This window comes from Mycoplasma pogonae (assembly GCF_054170725.1).
On the sequence record NZ_JBSWZS010000003.1, the window covers coordinates 1 to 17,908 of the forward strand.

Annotated in this window: 19 protein-coding genes; 17 read left to right on the forward strand and 2 right to left on the reverse strand. The window is 27.3% G+C overall.

Annotated features, from left to right (window positions below; all coding sequences use genetic code 4):
* The first annotated feature begins 153 nt into the window (after nucleotides 1–153).
* Entirely contained in the window at nucleotides 154–651 is a 498-nt protein-coding gene (locus ACW95P_RS01235) for a hypothetical protein (protein WP_457961415.1), read from the forward strand.
* 491 nt (nucleotides 652–1,142) lie between these two features.
* Here the strand turns inward: ACW95P_RS01235 and ACW95P_RS01240 are convergent, their stop codons facing one another.
* The gene (locus ACW95P_RS01240; RefSeq protein WP_457961416.1) at nucleotides 1,143–1,265 is read right to left on the reverse strand and encodes a hypothetical protein; all 123 of its coding nucleotides are present in this window, start codon (nucleotides 1,263–1,265) and stop codon (nucleotides 1,143–1,145) included.
* 551 nt (nucleotides 1,266–1,816) lie between these two features.
* The gene (locus tag ACW95P_RS01245; protein WP_457961417.1) at nucleotides 1,817–3,208 is read right to left on the reverse strand and encodes an APC family permease; all 1,392 of its coding nucleotides are present in this window, start codon (nucleotides 3,206–3,208) and stop codon (nucleotides 1,817–1,819) included.
* A 333-nt stretch (nucleotides 3,209–3,541) separates the two neighbouring features.
* On the opposite strand from ACW95P_RS01245, the gene rpsP reads away from it, so the two are divergent.
* The 16 genes from rpsP (at nucleotide 3,542) to ylqF (ending at nucleotide 17,790) form a co-directional block, all read left to right on the forward strand.
* Nucleotides 3,542–3,814 carry a 30S ribosomal protein S16 gene (gene rpsP / locus ACW95P_RS01250; protein ID WP_457961418.1) on the forward strand — a complete coding sequence of 91 codons (273 nt, stop codon included), beginning with the start codon at nucleotides 3,542–3,544 and terminating at the stop codon, nucleotides 3,812–3,814.
* 13 nt (nucleotides 3,815–3,827) lie between these two features.
* Nucleotides 3,828–4,505 (forward strand): tRNA (guanosine(37)-N1)-methyltransferase TrmD, encoded by a 678-nt coding sequence (gene trmD / locus ACW95P_RS01255; protein ID WP_457961419.1) that lies wholly within the window; start codon nucleotides 3,828–3,830, stop codon nucleotides 4,503–4,505.
* The gene (rplS, locus tag ACW95P_RS01260; protein ID WP_457961420.1) at nucleotides 4,495–4,845 is read left to right on the forward strand and encodes a 50S ribosomal protein L19; all 351 of its coding nucleotides are present in this window, start codon (nucleotides 4,495–4,497) and stop codon (nucleotides 4,843–4,845) included. Before trmD ends, rplS begins: the two co-directional genes overlap by 11 nt.
* Nucleotides 4,846–5,012: 167 nt before the next feature.
* Nucleotides 5,013–6,884 carry a type I DNA topoisomerase gene (gene topA / locus ACW95P_RS01265; protein WP_457961421.1) on the forward strand — a complete coding sequence of 624 codons (1,872 nt, stop codon included), beginning with the start codon at nucleotides 5,013–5,015 and terminating at the stop codon, nucleotides 6,882–6,884.
* A 92-nt stretch (nucleotides 6,885–6,976) separates the two neighbouring features.
* A complete protein-coding gene (locus ACW95P_RS01270) occupies nucleotides 6,977–7,279 on the forward strand; it encodes a hypothetical protein (RefSeq protein WP_457961422.1) in 303 nt (100 codons plus the stop codon).
* On the forward strand, nucleotides 7,269–8,426 hold the full coding sequence (locus ACW95P_RS01275; RefSeq protein WP_457961423.1) for an MHO_1580 family protein: 1,158 nt from the start codon (nucleotides 7,269–7,271) through the stop codon (nucleotides 8,424–8,426). The genes ACW95P_RS01270 and ACW95P_RS01275 overlap by 11 nt, the downstream gene beginning before the upstream one ends.
* Nucleotides 8,419–8,835 carry an MHO_1590 family protein gene (locus tag ACW95P_RS01280; RefSeq protein ID WP_457961425.1) on the forward strand — a complete coding sequence of 139 codons (417 nt, stop codon included), beginning with the start codon at nucleotides 8,419–8,421 and terminating at the stop codon, nucleotides 8,833–8,835. The genes ACW95P_RS01275 and ACW95P_RS01280 overlap by 8 nt, the downstream gene beginning before the upstream one ends.
* Nucleotides 8,836–8,849: 14 nt before the next feature.
* On the forward strand, nucleotides 8,850–9,074 hold the full coding sequence (locus ACW95P_RS01285) for a phosphopantetheine-binding protein (RefSeq protein WP_457961426.1): 225 nt from the start codon (nucleotides 8,850–8,852) through the stop codon (nucleotides 9,072–9,074).
* Between the two features lie 324 nt (nucleotides 9,075–9,398).
* On the forward strand, nucleotides 9,399–10,151 hold the full coding sequence (locus ACW95P_RS01290; protein ID WP_457961427.1) for a DNA-processing protein DprA: 753 nt from the start codon (nucleotides 9,399–9,401) through the stop codon (nucleotides 10,149–10,151).
* A gap of 68 nt (nucleotides 10,152–10,219) precedes the next feature.
* A complete protein-coding gene (gene deoD, locus ACW95P_RS01295) occupies nucleotides 10,220–10,918 on the forward strand; it encodes a purine-nucleoside phosphorylase (protein ID WP_457961428.1) in 699 nt (232 codons plus the stop codon).
* Nucleotides 10,919–10,966: 48 nt separating this feature from the next.
* Complete coding sequence (locus ACW95P_RS01300) at nucleotides 10,967–12,262, forward strand: thymidine phosphorylase (protein ID WP_457961429.1); 1,296 nt, start codon at nucleotides 10,967–10,969, stop codon at nucleotides 12,260–12,262.
* Entirely contained in the window at nucleotides 12,263–12,925 is a 663-nt protein-coding gene (deoC, locus tag ACW95P_RS01305; protein WP_457961430.1) for a deoxyribose-phosphate aldolase, read from the forward strand.
* Nucleotides 12,926–12,983: 58 nt separating this feature from the next.
* The gene (gene upp, locus ACW95P_RS01310; RefSeq protein WP_457961431.1) at nucleotides 12,984–13,607 is read left to right on the forward strand and encodes a uracil phosphoribosyltransferase; all 624 of its coding nucleotides are present in this window, start codon (nucleotides 12,984–12,986) and stop codon (nucleotides 13,605–13,607) included.
* Between the two features lie 8 nt (nucleotides 13,608–13,615).
* Nucleotides 13,616–14,257: an MPN527 family putative ECF transporter permease subunit gene (locus ACW95P_RS01315; RefSeq protein WP_457961432.1), complete on the forward strand. Its 642-nt coding sequence runs from the start codon at nucleotides 13,616–13,618 to the stop codon at nucleotides 14,255–14,257.
* 99 nt (nucleotides 14,258–14,356) lie between these two features.
* Entirely contained in the window at nucleotides 14,357–16,912 is a 2,556-nt protein-coding gene (gene lon / locus ACW95P_RS01320; RefSeq protein ID WP_457961433.1) for an endopeptidase La, read from the forward strand.
* Between the two features lie 53 nt (nucleotides 16,913–16,965).
* Nucleotides 16,966–17,790, forward strand: a complete 825-nt coding sequence (ylqF, locus tag ACW95P_RS01325; protein ID WP_457961434.1) for a ribosome biogenesis GTPase YlqF — start codon at nucleotides 16,966–16,968, stop codon at nucleotides 17,788–17,790.
* Nucleotides 17,791–17,908: the final 118 nt, after the last annotated feature.

Genomic DNA, 17,908 nt, shown 5'->3' on the forward strand with positions numbered 1-17,908 from the left:
ATATGAACTTTTGTTTGAAAACATGAATAGGAAGTTTTGTTTGAAAATACACATTTAATTAAATTTATTAGTTAATAAATTAAAATAAATATATAATTAATAAACTTGAAAATGATTAAATTCATGACTGAAACGGAGCATTAAATAATAATTATGGTAATTGAATATAATTTAGATAAATTTCTTTGAAAGTATCGACTTTTAAAGCGCTTATCAATTGCAATTTGAATTGGCACCCCTTTAATAATTATTTTATTCGCATTATATTTGGCTTATTTTTCACTTGGCAGCTTAGTTAGGGCTAATGTGATTGCAATGAATGATTTAGAAATATCATGAGCTGGATCCATTGTATTTGCAATTATTGCGTTTTTTTTACTTGTAATTTATTTTATATTAATAACAGCTTGTGGTGTGATGAAAGTTTTAATGATTTTAAAATTAGCAGATCTAGTTAGTTACTTCAAAGATAATCTTGAAGAATTTAAAAATATCGAACGCATTAGAACTATGATGGTATGAAGTTTCTTTATTCCATTTGGAACTATTGCCACAATTATAACGCAACGCAAAAATATTGAGCAGCTTAAAAAAGTTTGTCGCCAAACTAAACAAAACCCAAAACAAAATAGTGAAAATCCCGCTAATTAAAAGCAGGATTTTTAATTAAAATTTTCTATTCAGTTACAGGTGGATTTGCTGATGGGGTAAGGTTTTTAATTATTTCTTCATTCCAAAGTCTTTTATATTCTAGTAGGTCTGTTTGCATTTCACTTATAAATTGAAGTATATTTTGACCTGTGAAATCTTTCGCAGAACCACCAAAATCTTTGAACACTTCACCACTTGGTGTATAAAATCTTACAAATTTAAATTTTAGATTTGTAATCGATACTTCTAGATAAAGTAATGACTGAATTTTATCTATGTTCGCTGGTTTTATAAATGCTAAATTACCTATTGAAAATCCAACTCCGCCAAATAATTCTGTTTTCTTTAGTTCGCGATCGGAATTTTATTAATTTCTTGAGCAACTAAATTTAAAATTAAATTTTTATCACCTTGTGGATAATTATTTTTTGCTAATAAATTAACTAATTTAACATAAACCGGATTATTAACTGGTTGCTCAGAACTTAAATCTAAGCTAATATCATAAAAAAATTTTCAGAAAGTTTATCAACAACATTTTTTGTTGCAATTTTATTGGTATTTTCACCACAAGCAATTAATGCTACAGGAGCTATTGTTGCAATTGGTGTCAATGATAATAATTTAATATATAGATTTAAATTATAAAATATATTTTTAAAATTATTAAGTTTTTGTAATTTATTTGTAGAATTTAAAACAAAATTTTTATAATTTTTTATGAACTTGAATTAAAAAAACAAAATTTAGAATTTTAAATTAGCTTCTTATTTAACATTATGTAAAGAATTACAAAACCTAGGTTTTGTAGCTCAATATAGATAAAATACATAAAAAACTCGTGCAATTCCTAAAAAATTGAAAAAATAAAAATTCAATTCTAATTCAGATTTTGTGTAAAAGATAAAAAACTAAAAAATCAAGTCAAATAAGAAAAATATAAAAAAATGAAAAATTATGCAATTTCTAAAAAAATGCGAATTAAAGCAATAATAGTTAAAAAATTAATGGATTTGTATGGAATTTAAGGTTTCCTTCGTAAATTTATTATAAAAATTCTTTAAGAATCAAAATTAAATTTAAAAAAACTAAAAATTATAATTTATCTAATTTTATAACTTTCTTTATTGAATAAACTAACAAACTTAATTTATGAATTAACTTTCTATTTTAATTTTGAAATATTTCTTTTTTGTAAAACGCGAGCAATTAGAAAAATTACTACTCCAATAGCCACTGAACCTATATAAGAAGATAACATAACTGTGTGTTTAACTTGTCAAGCTTCATTTAAAACAACTGGAAATAAAGTAAATAATAAGACAATAAAAATAGCAGCAATTGCACTAAGATATAAAATGTGTTGTCAAATGGAAATAGTTTGTATTTTTTTATAATGTCTTTTTAAAATTACTAAAAATGCTCCTAAATATGTCACAATATAGACTATAGTTCCTGTAGTTAAAGCACTTTGAAAAGAATCATCGACTTTTAAAGCAAATGGCAAAATTACAAAAAAAGTCATTGATACAATCACAATTGCTAAGCCCAATAATGTTGCATTAGCTTGAACTCCATATTTATTTTTCTTTACAAATATTTGTGGTAAATATCCCTGCTCTGCTAATGGTGCTAAAATTCGAGGATATACCACGGCATAAGCTAATTGTCCCGAAATTCGATTAGCAACAATTCCGATTAAGAAAATAATAGTTCCGGCTCAACCAAAAGCTTTTTGTCAAATCCCTTCAAACCCTTGAACAGCATAAGAATTTTTAATACCTAAAAACAAAATATAAGTAATTAAATAAAATGCTAAAACAACTAAGTAAATTAAAATCATTGATTTTTTAAAGTTTTTATTTCGACTATCATTAGTAATTGTTGATAAGGAATTGAATCCATTAAAACTAAAAATAAAAGCCATAGCGTTTGCAGTAATTAAACTAATGCTGACTTGATTTTTAGCATTTATAACATACTCAAAATTATTTTTATAATCTCATTCATTAAAAGCGAAATAAGCAATAATAAAAAAAGCACCAAATATAATTAATCATTTAAAAAAACCGAATAAAAATAAAAATATTTTCGAAAATTTCAAGCCAAAAATTCCTACAATACTGATTAAAATAAAAAAAACTAATGAAGCAATCATATAATAAATTTCATGTTCAGGATTTTTATCAATCCATTGAGTGATTAATTTTTGCAAAAACAATGGCGTTGCTGCTGAAACTAAGACAAGTTGTAATAACTGGTTTCAACCATGAAAAAAACTTCAAAAAGGTGAAAATATTTTTGTTGCATATCCATAAACTCCACCAGTTTCTTTAGGAAAGCTATTACTTAAGTTTGCAAAAGCTAGCATCACAGCAAAAGCAATAAATGCAGCAACCCCTAAAGAAATCAAAGACCAAGGACCTAATTTAGATCCACTTGACATAGCGCCAATAAAACCAAAACCAACAATTCAATTAAATCCAAAATAAATAAACTGTCATTTATCAAATTTATTAGAATCTTTTTTTTGTTCAATTTTTGTTGTATTTGACATTTTAAATTTCATAACCTCTTTCATTCATTTGTTTATTTTTTTAATAAAAAAATGAAGTGGAATAGTAACATATTTTTTAGCTTGACAATTCCTACTTCATTTTTTCAAAAAATTATACCTTAGCCAATTTTTTTAGAAAATAAATTTCTAAAAATTTTGCACTAATGATAACTTTTAAAATCCAATAAAAAATAAAAAGCAAAAAATACTTAGCATATTTAAGTTTTTTGGTAAAATTTTATTACTTTAGTTTGTAAAGTAGCGAGTTTAATGGCTTTAAAAGACATTTTATGTTATTTTTTTATTTTAAAAATCCACTCTAAGGAGAAATGAATGGTAAAAATTAGATTGAAAAGAATCGGTAGCAAATACAACCCTTTCTATAAAGTTGTAGCTGCTGATGCAAAAGCGCCGCGTGACGGAAGATTTATTGAAGTTATTGGACATTACAATCCAAAAACTAAAGAATTAAAAGTTGAAAAAGAATTAGTTTTCAAATGATTATCTTTAGGAGCTGTTCCAACGGATACTGCAAAAAGATTATTAAGAAAAGAAGCAATCTTAGAAACTTTTGCAACTAAAAAAGAGCAACAAAAAGTTGCTTAGTTTTAACAAAACTATGAAAATCAATTTTTTAACTTTATTTCCTAAATATTTTGAACCCTTTATCAATGAATCGATTATAGCGAAAGCAATTTCTAAAGGTTTAGTTGAAATTAATGTAATTGACATTCGTGAATTTAGTCAAAACAAGCATAACAAAGTTGATGATGAAATTTATGGCGGCGGTCACGGAATGTTATTGCAAGTTGAACCAATTGATTTAGCATTACAACAATGTGGTGGTAAAAAAATTGTTATGTCAGCTCAAGGTAAAACTTTTAATCAAAAAATTGCTCATGAACTAGCAAATGAAAAAGAAATTACAATTATTGCAGGACGCTATGAAGGTTTTGATGAAAGAATTATTGATTATTTAGTAGATGAAGAAATTTCAATTGGTGACTATGTATTAACTGGAGGTGAGTTATCAGCAATGGTTGTTGCTGATGCTGTAATTCGCTTAGTTAATGGTGTAATTAAGAAAGAATCATATTTATATGAATCATTTCAAAACCAAGGCCTTTTAGACTATCCTCAATACACACGTCCAAGAGAATATAAAGGCATGAAAGTTCCTGAAGTTTTATTTAATGGTAATCATGCAGAAATTGAAAAATGAAAACAATCCAAACAATGAGAAAAAACTCAAAAAAATCGCCCAGATATAATTGAAAGGATAAAAAATGCAAAATAGATTAATTGCCGCTGTTGAAAATTCACAAATTCGTAAAGATTTACCGCATTTTCGTGTTGGTGATAACGTTAAAGTTCACTTCAGAATTAAAGAAGGAACAAAAGAAAGAATTCAGATTTTTGAAGGTTTAGTTATTGCTATGAAACACGAAGGTACAAAAGAAACTTTTGTGGTTAGAAAAATTTCTTATGGTGTAGGTGTTGAAAGAACTTTTCCAATTAACTCACCACTAATTTCAACAATTGAACTAGTGCGTTCTAATAAAGTTAGAAGAGCAAAACTTTACTACATGCGTGAGCGTAAAGGAAAAGCTGCAAGAATGAAAGAAATTCGTCGTTAATATTTATAGTTTACTTATTGTTTTAGTAACTTGCTATCAATACAAATTATATTACCGTGAGGTTAATTCAATAATATAAGAAGCATAAAGCTTCTTTTTATTTGCTTTTTTTAAAAATTTATTTTTTTTTGGAAATTTTTGGAAATTTATAGTATATTAATTTAACTATGAGTAAATTAGTTATTGTTGAATCACCAAATAAAGAAAAAACTATTAAAAAATATTTAGGTGAAGATTATGAAGTTATGGCTTCAGTTGGTCATATTGTAAAAATGAAAACCTCAGGTAAAATGGGTTTAGGAATCGATTTTGAAAATTGAGAACCAGAATATGTAATTGACCCAACTAAAAGAGAGATTGTCAAAAAACTAAAAAAAGCTGCTGAAAAGGTTGAAGAAGTATTAATTGCAACTGACCCTGATCGTGAAGGTGAAGCAATTGGTGAAAATCTTGTTAAATTTTTAAAAGTGGAAGATAAATACCAAAGAATTAAATATAATGAAATTACTAAAGAAGCAATTTTAAGAGCACTAGAGCACCCGTTAAAAATTGATGAAAATTTAGTTAAATCACAAAAAACTCGTCGAATGATTGATAGAATTATTGGTTTTAGATTATCAAATCTAATTAATCGCAAAATTGCAAATGCTCCAACTAATCCTTCGGCGGGTAGAGTGCAGTCGGTGGCGCTGAAATTAATTATTGATCGCGAAAAAGAAATTAATGATTTTATTCCAATCCATTACCACACTATCAAAGCTGTTATTAATAAAAATATTATTGCAACATATTTTAAAAAAACAGATGATAAAAATTGAGATGATAGCTGAGTTAAACCTGAAGAGATCACAACTATTATGGAACAATTAAAAGGTGATTTAGTTGTTAATGAGGTTAAAACTTCGAAACGTACTGAAAAACGATTTACTCCATTTAAGCAATCGGCATTATATAAAAAAGCTGGTTTAGCAGCTTCAACTGTTCAAAGTGCGCTGCAAAAGCTTTATGAAGGATTTGGAGAAGGTGGTTTAATTTCTTATCCAAGAACTGATTCAACTCGTTTATCAACAACTTTTATTGATCAAGGTAAAGCTTATATTAATAAAAAATTTGGTTCTGAGTATGTTTCTAAAATTATTAAAGGTGTAGCTGGCGATCAAGATGCTCACGAGGCAATTCGTCCAACTGATGTTAATTTGACTCCTGAAGCGGCTAAAAATTTAAATCAATTAAATGATATTGAGTTACGTGTTTACACATTAATTTATAACAATACTTTGCAATCGCTAATGGAACCACCAGTTCGAAATGTTACATCATTTAAATTAAGTAATAATGATCATCAATTTAAAATGTCAGCATCAAAAATAATTTTTGATGGTTATTATGCTTTAAATAAAGATGAACAAGAAGCTGAAACTGAATTGCCTAATTACCAGCAAGGTGATAAAATTTTGGTTGAAGAATATGTTGATGAAAAACACGAAACTAAACCACCAGCTCGTTATAATGATGGATCATTAATCGAAACACTAGATGAAATTAAGGTAGGTCGCCCTTCCACTTTTGCTTCAACTGTAAAAATTTTAAAAGAAAGATTATATTCGGAACAAGAAGGTAAAGCTTTAAAACCAACTTCTTTTGGTGACATTGTTAATGAAATGTTAGTAACCAATTTTCCTAATATCATCAATGAAACTTATACTTCAAAAGTAGAAGAAAATTTAGATTTAATTGCTGAAGGTAAGCAAAATTATAAAGAAACAATGCAACATTTTTGAGATGTTTTTGAAAAAGAAGTTGATGCATCAGCTGAAAAAATTCAAAAACAAGAAATTAGCATTGAAAAAACGGGTGAGTTATGCCCTGAATCAAATCATGATTTAATTTATCGCACTAATAAACGAACCGGACAACGTTTCATTGCTTGTTCAGGATTTCCTAATTGCCGGTTTGTTAAATCCGATCCTGATGCGAAACCAACATTTAAAAGAAGGTTTTATAAATCGACTGCCAAATCCGAAACTGAGTCAAAATAACCTTTTTGTTTAAAAATAAATGCAAAATCACTTTTTTAAGTGTTTTTTTTACATTTTTGCCCATTTTTAGCTATATATAAATGGAGGAAAAAATGAAACAAACAAAAAATGCTTATATTCAAGGTATGAAATTTTTTGAAAAAAAGCAAATAACAAACTTATTTTTCTTAGCGTATCAAGAAATGCTTGCAAAAAACAAGTCATCAAATCAAATCTTTCTTTTTAAAACTATTTTACAAAGTTTGGATAAAGATAAACGTTATCTTTTAGAAGTTGAGTTTTTAAACAAAGAATTAAAACCTAATTTTTTTAAAAATAAACTTCAAAATAAACAATATCATCAAAGTCTAGTTGCTGCTATGGATCAATTGTTATTTCATATTTATGCAAATTAATCATTATTACGCTCCGCAAGTAGTTGTGGCTCAAAATGAGTTTGCAACAAATCAGGTTAAAATTATTAAACAAGCTTTGGCAGTTACTACTAACACAAATTTCGCTAACGAATTTGACTATGGATTTGAAAATCATATTTTTGAAATCAAACGTTATTTAAAAACTAATTTATTTGCTTTTAAAATGCAAAATAATGTTAATGGCAATATTGCAATTGCTAAATATGTGCAGCTAAATAATAAAGATACATTTTTTGTTGCTTTTGAAGAAAAACAAAAGCAACAAGATTTAGCAAGTATTTTACCACCTCAGCAAGTTAATGATTTAACATTTGATAAATTAAAAACTGTTGCTTTTGTTATTAATCACCGTCATGATAATTATGAAAAATTATATTTATTAAACCAAATAAAACTTGAGTCTAAAAATTTATACAAAGATTATCAAGTTGATCAACATGGAATTAACTTTAAAACATTAAAACTTCATCGTACTGAAATAACAAAACAGCAAGATCAAATTCAAAAACAAGAAACAATCATTTACAACAATATTGTTTTGTTGCCTCAAAAATTTATTCAAGGAGAGCATAATGTTATTGTTTATAAAGTTGCTGTTTTTAATGATGATAACGAAAATATTGAGCGAGATTTAAATATTGTTGCTAACTCAATTTCTAATTTACCTTTAAAAACTAAAGCTAATTTAGATTTAGAATTTAAAAAATTAGATTCTCCAGAACGCTATGGTAATTTCGATATTATTGGTAATATTGAAATAGTTAGTCATACTTATTATGATTTTATTACCAAACAAACGGTTAAAGGTATGGGTCCCAATTCTCGTCAAGGATACATTATACCTTTTGATTTTAAGGGAATTTTAAACCATGGTGTAAACTTAAATTTAAATTATGATTTTAAAGATATTAATCTATTTTTTCAACAAGAATTTGACTATGAGTTTTTTTCATTAAATAATACAGGAAAAATGAAACTAAAAATTTTGAAAAAAATTTCAGATTTTCAACCTGATGAAACATTATATTTTAAAAATAACCAGCTTAGTTATATTGCAAATGAATTTCATGACTTTCTAACTTTAAAAAATTTAGCTTATAAAAAAGATGAAGAATTTTTTGAATAAACTTTATTATCGTTATAAAAAAATTGTATGAATTTCATCTGCAATTATTATTTTAGCAGCTACAGCAGGCTTAACTTCACTAATTTTTTTGCAAACACAAAAATCTAATATGATTAATCACAATCTCAATGATCGTCGCAAACTTTTGAATAAAGAGGAGGTATTTCCAAAAATCGAAGTAAAAGATTATTTACCATATTTAGAATATAAAAACAATCAATTAATTATTTCTGATAAATTAATTGCCACACTAATTAAAGATTTTGCTAATCGAATAACATTGCCAGAAGGTGATTTAGAAGTTAAATATCAAAAAGTATCAAATCAAAAAATTAATTTTCACTTTACATTTCACTATCAAGGTCAAAAAATAGTTGATCAATTTGCATTTGAAATTAATAATAATTAGTTATAATTTTTTGCATGAAAAATTTAGAAGACAAGGTCATATCATATCTAAAAAAATATACTAAACAAAAATTTAATTTAGATAGTGATATTTTTAAAATTGGAATTGATTCATTAGATTTAGTAGAAATGGTAACTGATCTTGAAGTGGAATTAAATATTTCTATTTCTGATGAAGAATTGCTAAAAATCAAAAAAGTTAAAGATGTTGTTGCTTTAGCTAAAGCTAAAATCAATTAATATTAACCATAGCATAATTACAAAAGAAAACGTTGAGTTTTCTTTTTTTATTTTTGCCAAATATATTTAATTAATAAAAATTTCAAAAATTTTTTTACAAAATTAGCTTTTTCTAGCTATATATAAATGGAGGGAAAAGCCTCCATTAAAAAACTTATTAAATTAAAAAAATAATTACATTATTTTTAATCTATTGATAATTCAAAATCTAGTTTTTTATTCATTTTACCAATAATGTATTTTGAAATTAACTTATTAAAATCATATTTTTAATAAGTTAATAATTTTCGAGCTTATATTAAATGAAAGGAACATATAAATATCATGAACTATGTATTAATTTATTTTGCTTATAAATACAAAGGTGACTTTGATGCTATTTATAAAGCTTTAAAAACAAATGAAATACTTGATAAAAAAACTTTTGAATATATTAAAAGTTCTGTTGATAGTGGCAAAATTCAAGCAATAACAATATTAGATGATCAATATCCTGAGGTGTTTAAATATCTTGCAAAACCACCATTTGTTATTTTTTATAAAGGAAATTGAAACTTAATCAATAATTCTAAAATTATTAGTTTAACTGGTCAATTCAAAAATTCAAATGTTGAACAAGTATTTGAAAAAGCGATTGCAGAAGTTGCTAAAAATTATGTTTTAGTAACTAGTTATTTCCCAAATTTAGAAAAAGAAATTGTTCATTATTACCAAAGGCATGCCAAACCAATTATTTATATTTCTTGCAATGGTGTTGAAGATCCTTATTTTGCTTCTGAAGTCATAGTTTCAGAAAACAATTTAATCATTTCTGAATATCCCGAATTTGCCAATGTATCAAAACAACGTCTACGCGAGCGAAATCGTTTAATTTCAGCTCTAGGCGAATCATTAGTTATCTTTTCATCTACTAAAAAAAGCGGCATTATGAATTTAGTTAGCAATTTTTTAAATATGGGCAAAGAAATTTATTGCTTTCCTGGCGAAATTTCTGATGAAGACAGAAATACTGAGTTAATTATGCAAGGGGCACAAATGATTACCTCAATTAGTAACATCGGAGCTTTAAGTAAGTAAATATTTTTTTTATTAATTAAATTTGTTAAAATAAATGCATAAGTATTTTAACAATTAAGGATGGAAAAATGACTCCACATATTAATGCCAAAAAAAATGAAATTGCTAAATTAGTAATTATGCCAGGCGACCCACTAAGAGCGAAATATATTGCAGAAAATTTTTTAGAAGATGCTAAATTAGTTAATTCAGTAAGAAATTGTTTTTTTTACACAGGAAAATACAATGGTAAAGAAGTTACTGTTGCTGCCTCAGGAATGGGAATTCCTTCAATTGGAATCTATTCTTATGAATTATTTGAATTTTATGATGTTGATAAAATTGTTAGAATCGGTTCAGCAGGAGCTTATACAGCTGACTTGCGATTATATGATACAGTTTTAGTTGAAAGTTCATATTCAGATTCAGGAATTTATGCTGAATTAGCATTAGGTGAAAAAACTCATGTTTTATACCCTGATAAAGAATTAAATGCTGAAATTAAACAAATTGCTGAGCGCGAAAAAATTCAACTTCATGTAGGAAAAATTCATTCCTCTGATGTATTTTATTCATCAAGGCCACTGGCAGAAACGATCGCTAAAACTGAAGCAATTGCTGTAGAAATGGAATCTTTTGGTTTATTTGCTAATGCTAAAAAAACCGGTAAAAAAGCAGCTTGTTTATTAACTATTAGTGATAATTTAATCACACATGAAGAAACAAGTTCAGAAGAGCGAGAAACTAAATTTAAAGATATGATGAAAATAGCTTTAGAACTAGCTTAATATTTATTTATTAAGTTAGTTTTTTATTGCTCCAGAAAGGGCAGAAACGTGAATATTATTAAAATTATTAACAAAAAGAAAAATAAAGAAAAACTTAGCAAAGAAGAAATAGAATATGTAGTTTCAGGATATGTTAATGATGAAATTAAAGACTATCAAATGGCAGCCTTTTTAATGGCAGTTTTATTAAATGATCTTGATGCTGAAGAAACTTCTATTTTAACTTTGGCAATGATGCATTCAGGAAAAGTGATTGACTTAAGTGCAATTAGCGGGATTAAAGTTGATAAGCATTCAACCGGTGGAGTTGGTGATAAAACAACATTAATTATTGCCCCAATTATTGCCGCACTTGGAATACCGGTTGCAAAGATGTCAGGGCGGGGATTGGGATTTACTGGTGGCACAATTGACAAGTTGGAATCAATTCCTAATTTTGAAACAAATTTAACAGAAGAAGAATTTATTAAACATGTTAATCAACATAAAATTGCTATTGTGGGTCAAAATCATGATTTAGTTCCGGCAGATAAAAAAATGTATGCTTTACGCGATGTAACAGGAACTGTGGATTCGATTCCATTAATTGCTTCTTCAATTATGTCTAAAAAATTAGCTACAGGTAGTGATGCAATTTTATTAGATGTTAAATGAGGTAATGGTGCATTTATGCAAACCTTAGAAGATGCTGAAACCCTAGCTCAAAAAATGATTGATATTGGAAAGCATTTGAATCGTGATGTTCGTGTTGAAATAACCAATATGAATCAGCCTTTAGGTCGAGAAATTGGTAATAAAAATGAAGTTTTAGAAGCAATTGCTACACTTGATGGTAAAGGGCCAAGTGATTTAGTTGAATTATGCTACTCTTCTTGTGAAACAATTTTAATACAAGCTGGTAAAGCTAAAAATGAAGAAGAAGCAAGAGTTTTGATTGAGGAAGTAATAGAAAACAAAGCTGCACTGAATAAATTTTATGAGTTTATTGGCTTACAACATGGTGATGTTGCAAAATTAAAAGCAATAGATTTTTGAACTCCAAAATACAAGTACGAAGTTAAAGCGACTGAAGATGGATTTATGAATATTAAATCAGCTCTAATTTTTGGCGAAGTTTCTTCAGAACTGGGCGCAGGAAGGTTAACAAAGGAATCGCCAATTGATTTTGAAGCTGGTATCACAATTAATAAAAAAACAAATGAATTAGTTCAAAATGGTGATGTTATTTTTACACTTTATTCATCAAATCCCATCGCCCCTAAACTAGCTGAAAAATTAGATAAGGCTTATGAAATTGTGAAAAAAATTAACAATACCCCAATTGTAACAAGGAGAATGAAATAAATGAATTACAACAATTTAATTGATCACACTTTATTAAAACCTGAGGCAACCCAAGCTGATATTGATAAATTAATTGCTGAAGCAATTAAATATCAATTTAAAACAATTTGTGTTAACACTTTTTGAGTTAAATACGCTTCACAAAAATTAGTAAATAGTGATATTGGAATCACTGCGGTAATTGGTTTTCCTTTAGGAGCAATGGCTACTGAGGCTAAAATTTTTGAAGCTAAATTAGCGATTGAAGAAGGAGCTTCAGAAATTGATATGGTCATCAATATTGGAAAATTCAAATCTAAAGATTACCTTTATGTTGAACAAGAAATCGCAGCTATAAAGCAAACTATTGGGAATAAAATTCTTAAAGTCATTATTGAAACAGCTTTATTAGATGAAGCAGAAATTGCCATTGCTACTCAACTTGTTGTTAAGGCAAATGCTGATTTTGTAAAAACCTCCACTGGATTTTCAAATCGTGGCGCTTCATTAAAGGATATTGAAATCATGAAAGAAAATACAGCTGGAAAAATCGAAATTAAAGCAGCGGGTGGAATTAAAAACTTGCGAGACATGGAAAATATGTACCGTTTAGGAGCAACGAGATTCGGGACTTCTTCTGCTGTGCAAATTTTAAATCAAGAAAAACCTACTGAAAAATATTAAAATTATTTATAATTGTTTTGTTTTATAAAAAACAAACACAAAAAAGGATGTAGAACATATGCTAAAAATTATTGAACACCCATTGATTCAAACAAAATTAACAATTATGCGCGATAAAGATACTTCACACCATGTATTTAGACAACTATTAAAAGAAATTTCATCATTAATGGTTTATGAAATCATGCGTGATTATCAAACTAAACCTTACAGTGTTGAATCGCCTACTGGAGCAACTGCTCAAGGTGCTAAAATGGATAAAGAGGTTGTAATTGTGCCGATTTTAAGAGCAGGATTGGGAATGGTTGAAGGAATTTTAGATCTCGTACCTTCAGCTCGTGTAGGACACATAGGTTTATTCCGCTATGAAGATACATTTCAAGCGCAAGAATATTTTTACAAAATCCCCGATGTACCAAAAGATTCATTAATGATTGTTGTTGATCCAATGTTGGCGACTGGCGGTTCAGCTGTTGATGCTATTACACGCTTAAAAAAAGATGGTTTCACTAATATTCAACTAGTTTGTTTAGTTGGAGTTAATGAAGGAGTTGAAAAAGTTTTTAGTCAATTTAATGATGTAAAAATTTTCTTAGCAGCTTTAGATAAAGAATTAAATAGTAAAAAATATATTATTCCAGGATTGGGTGATGCTGGTGATCGAATCTTCGGCACTAAGTAACGGTAAAAATGCTTAAAAATAAAAATCATCGCTATCATTCTGTAACATTTAGTATTATTTTTGCAGCGATAATGCTAGCGCATGCATTATTGTTTTCGTTTTTACAAAGGTTCTTTTTTTTTGGAGCCTTTTTAAAATTCGATTTTTCAATTATTTTTATTGTTGCTAATTTTCTAGTGCTGAGATGAAAATATACAATCGTTATTCTTTTGGCACGTTTTTTTATCGCCCCTTCTTTTTCAACTATTGGTTATTCTGCTGAAGGTTTTTTAGGTCAATTTGTCACGTTTTTAGTGGCTTTAATTTTTATTGCTTCAATTTGATTTTTTGTTAAAGTTTTTAAAAAGGTTTTTCAAAATCAAAATGTTGCAATGATTGCTACACTGATCATTACAATTTTGCTAACAACTTTTATTATTAATCTTGTTAATTTATTTTTAGTAAATTCGTTGTATTTCTTTCTATATGAAAAACGTTTTATTTCTTTTTGAGAAATTCAAGAAAAATGAGATAATTATAAATCATTCTTTTTATTCATGCCAAATTATTATTTAGGAAGTTTTGCACTTTATACTGGATTTAATTTAATTTTATTATTAGTTTCTGCAATTGTGATTTTTCCAATTTGAAAAGTAGCTTTAAAAATTTAGCAATCGTGCTATGCTTTTGCTAATTTTTTAGTATAATAATATAAAACTTTTGCAGCACCAATTTAAAAAGCTGCGTTTATTTATGACAAGAGGTAACAAATGACAGTCCCATTTATAACAAAATTTAATCAAATTAATTTTCCGGGTAATGTTTTTGAATTTAAAACATCTAATCCCGTGGAAATTCTTGCCATCGAGGAAGCTTTGGCTTCTAATGGGCAGATGGCGATTTTTTATAGAAAAAAACGTGATAGCAACTTATATAATTCAAAAAATATTGAAGAATCCGTACACAAGTTTGGTAGCTTAGCTGAAGTTAAACTTCGTTCACGCACCAAAAAAACCATTACGGTAATTTTTTCATGTTATGAAAAAGCAATGATTATGGATGTTTTACCTAGCAAACGTTTATTAACTGAAAATATTAATGCAATAGTTGCTAAAATGGAAACTAAAAGCTTAGATAATCATAAAGAAATCGCTAAACGCATTGTTTTATTGCGTTCATTTTTTGAACCAATTTTAGAAAATAAAGGTAATATGTCAAATACTTTTGATGATTTTATTGGTGAATTATCAAATATGTTAGATGAAAAAAACCCTAACTTAAATCCTTATCATGTAATTTCTGTAATTTTAGATTTTTTTGATGTTAAATTTAATAACCAATATGATATTTTTGTAATTCAAGATATTATTCAAGCATTTGATGCTTTAATTAATTACTTCAAAATGAATGCTAAAGTTGAATATGGTTATGATGGCGAATTTGAGGTTGAAACAAAAAATCACAAACCGGCTGAAAAAAGTGAGCTTGAAGCAGAATTAGAAAGAGAAATTGACCGTGAAATTCGAGATAACTTAGATCAACAACAAAGAGAATTTATTTTACGAGAAAAAATTAAAGTTATTCGTAAAAAACTAGGTGATGACACTTCAGATGATGAAGATGAATTTCGCGAAAAAATCAATAATAAAAAATGAAAATATGTTTATCCAGAAAACGTACAAAAAGTAATTTTTTCTGAGAAAAGACGTTTAAAGGGAATGATGGTTACTTCTCCTGAAGCTAATATTTCAAGAACATATTTAGATTGAATCAAAAATTTACCTTGAAGAAGAACACGAGTTGATATTTTAGATATTGAAAATACTAAAAAAATTCTTGATAAGTACCATTATGGATTAAAAGAAGCTAAAGAAAGAATTGTTGAATTTATTGCGGTTTTAAAAAAACGAGAAATTTTAGAAGAACAAAATAACTCTAAAAACTTAATTAAATTTAATAATGAAGAAGTTGTTGATTTAGATTTATTTAATAATGATTTATTTGAAAAAGGTAAAAATAAAAAACAGAGATTGTTTAATAATGTACCAATTATTACATTATTAGGTCCTCCAGGTACAGGAAAAACTTCATTGGCAACAGCGATAGCTGAAGCAATGGGAAGAAAATTTGTAAAAATTTCTTTAGGTGGAGTTCGTGATGAATCAGAAATTCGCGGTCATCGAAGAACTTATGTTGGAGCAATGCCTGGAAAAGTTGTGCAAGCAATTAAAAAAGCTGGAGTATCAAACCCATTAATTTTATTAGATGAGATAGATAAAATGGCTTCTGATCATAAAGGAGACCCTTCAAGTGCAATGTTAGAAGTGCTTGACCCTGAACAAAATGCTCATTTCCAAGATCATTATTTAGAATTAGAATATGATTTATCAAAAGTTTTATTTATTGCTACAGCTAATTATTATGAATCAATCCCTGAAGCATTATTGGATCGTGTTGAAATTATCGAGCTTTCTTCATACACATCATTAGAAAAAATTGAAATTACTCAAAATCATTTAATCGGAAGAACGCTAAAGCAAAATTCACTTGAAAAAGACTTTTTCAAAATTGGTAAAAAAGAAATTGAGTTTATTATTCAAAACTACACTCGTGAAGCTGGAGTTCGAGAATTAAAAAGAGTTTTAGATAAAATTGCACGTAAAATTGTTTTACTACAAATTACTGGAAAATTAGATAATCAAAATGAGTTTAAAATTACTCAAGAAAAAATTGTTGAGTTTTTAGGAATTCCTAAATATACAGATGACCAAAATGATACAGTTGAACGTGTTGGGGTTGTTAATGGTTTAGCTTATACTCAATATGGTGGTTCAACATTGGCAATTGAAATTGCTTTATCACAAGGTAAAGGTGAATTAAAAATCACTGGACAATTAAAAGAAATAATGCAAGAATCTGCACAAATTGCTTTAAGTTATGTGCGCTCAAATGCAGAAAAATTTGGTATTAATGATTTTGATTGAGATAATACTAACATTCATATCCACGTTCCTGAAGGGGCTGTCCCTAAAGATGGTCCGTCTGCAGGTGTAACATTTACAACAGCAATTATTTCCGCTTTAACTAAAAAACCAGTTAGTCACAAAATCGGAATGACTGGTGAAATTACATTACGTGGTAAAGTTTTAAAAATTGGTGGTTTAAAAGAAAAAACTTTAGCAGCATTAAAATATGGTATTAATAAGATCTTTATTCCGCAAGAAAATGAAAATAATATTGAGGAATTAGCAGATCAGGTTAAAGCAGGTTTGGAAATTATTCCTGTTTCAAAATATGAAGAAATTTTTGAAAACATTTTTAAGTAATTTAAAAATGTTTTATTTTATTTAAAAGTGAAATGACTATATAATTAGAGTCTATGATTCAATGATTCCCCGGCCACATGGCAAAAGCCATGAAACAAATTAAAGAAAAGCAGTCATTGGCAGACTTGTTTATTATTGTTTTAGATGCTCGAGCTCCGATTAGCACTTACAATGCCGAATTTGATGATATTGTCCCATCTAAACCGCGTTTATTTGTTATTACAAAAGTAGATTTAGCTGATGCAAATAAACTTAATGCTATTACTCAAAGATTTAATAGCGTAAATTCTAAAACTATTTTAGTTAACTTGAAAAAAAACGTTTCAAAAGCTAAACTATTAAAAATGATTCAGCAAATGTTAGAAGAAAAAAAACAGCGTGATTTAAAAAAAGGTCTTTTAAAGCCTCGCTTAAGAATTTTTGTTATGGGAGTGCCTAATAGTGGTAAATCTACATTAATTAATTTATTAGCAAATTCCAAAACTAAAGTAGGGAATATGCCTGGAATTACTAGATCACAACAATGAATCAATTGTGGCGAATTTCAGTTGCTAGACACTCCAGGAATTTTATGACCAAAATTTGATGACCAATTAGTCGCTATTAAGTTAGCAATTATTGGATCAATTAGCTTTGATGCAATCGCCAATAAGGAGTTTTTTGATGAAAGTTATAGATTATTATCAAAATATTACCCAGAAAAATTAACTTTATTAGGCTTAGAACCAGCTAATAATGAAGTAGCAATTTATAATAATTTGTATAAATTGTGTAGCCTAAAAAACATGTTTTTAAATAATCACCAGCCGGATACTAAAAAAGCTATTGAGTGATTTAGAAACTATGTTAAAGATTTAAAAAATGTAACATATGATTAAAATTATTTTTAAACAATAAAAAAAATAATGAATTGAACTTTTTTATAAAATAAAATAATTTTTTTAACAAAAAATATTAAAAAAAATTTAAAATTAATGTTATTTTAATTAATATTAA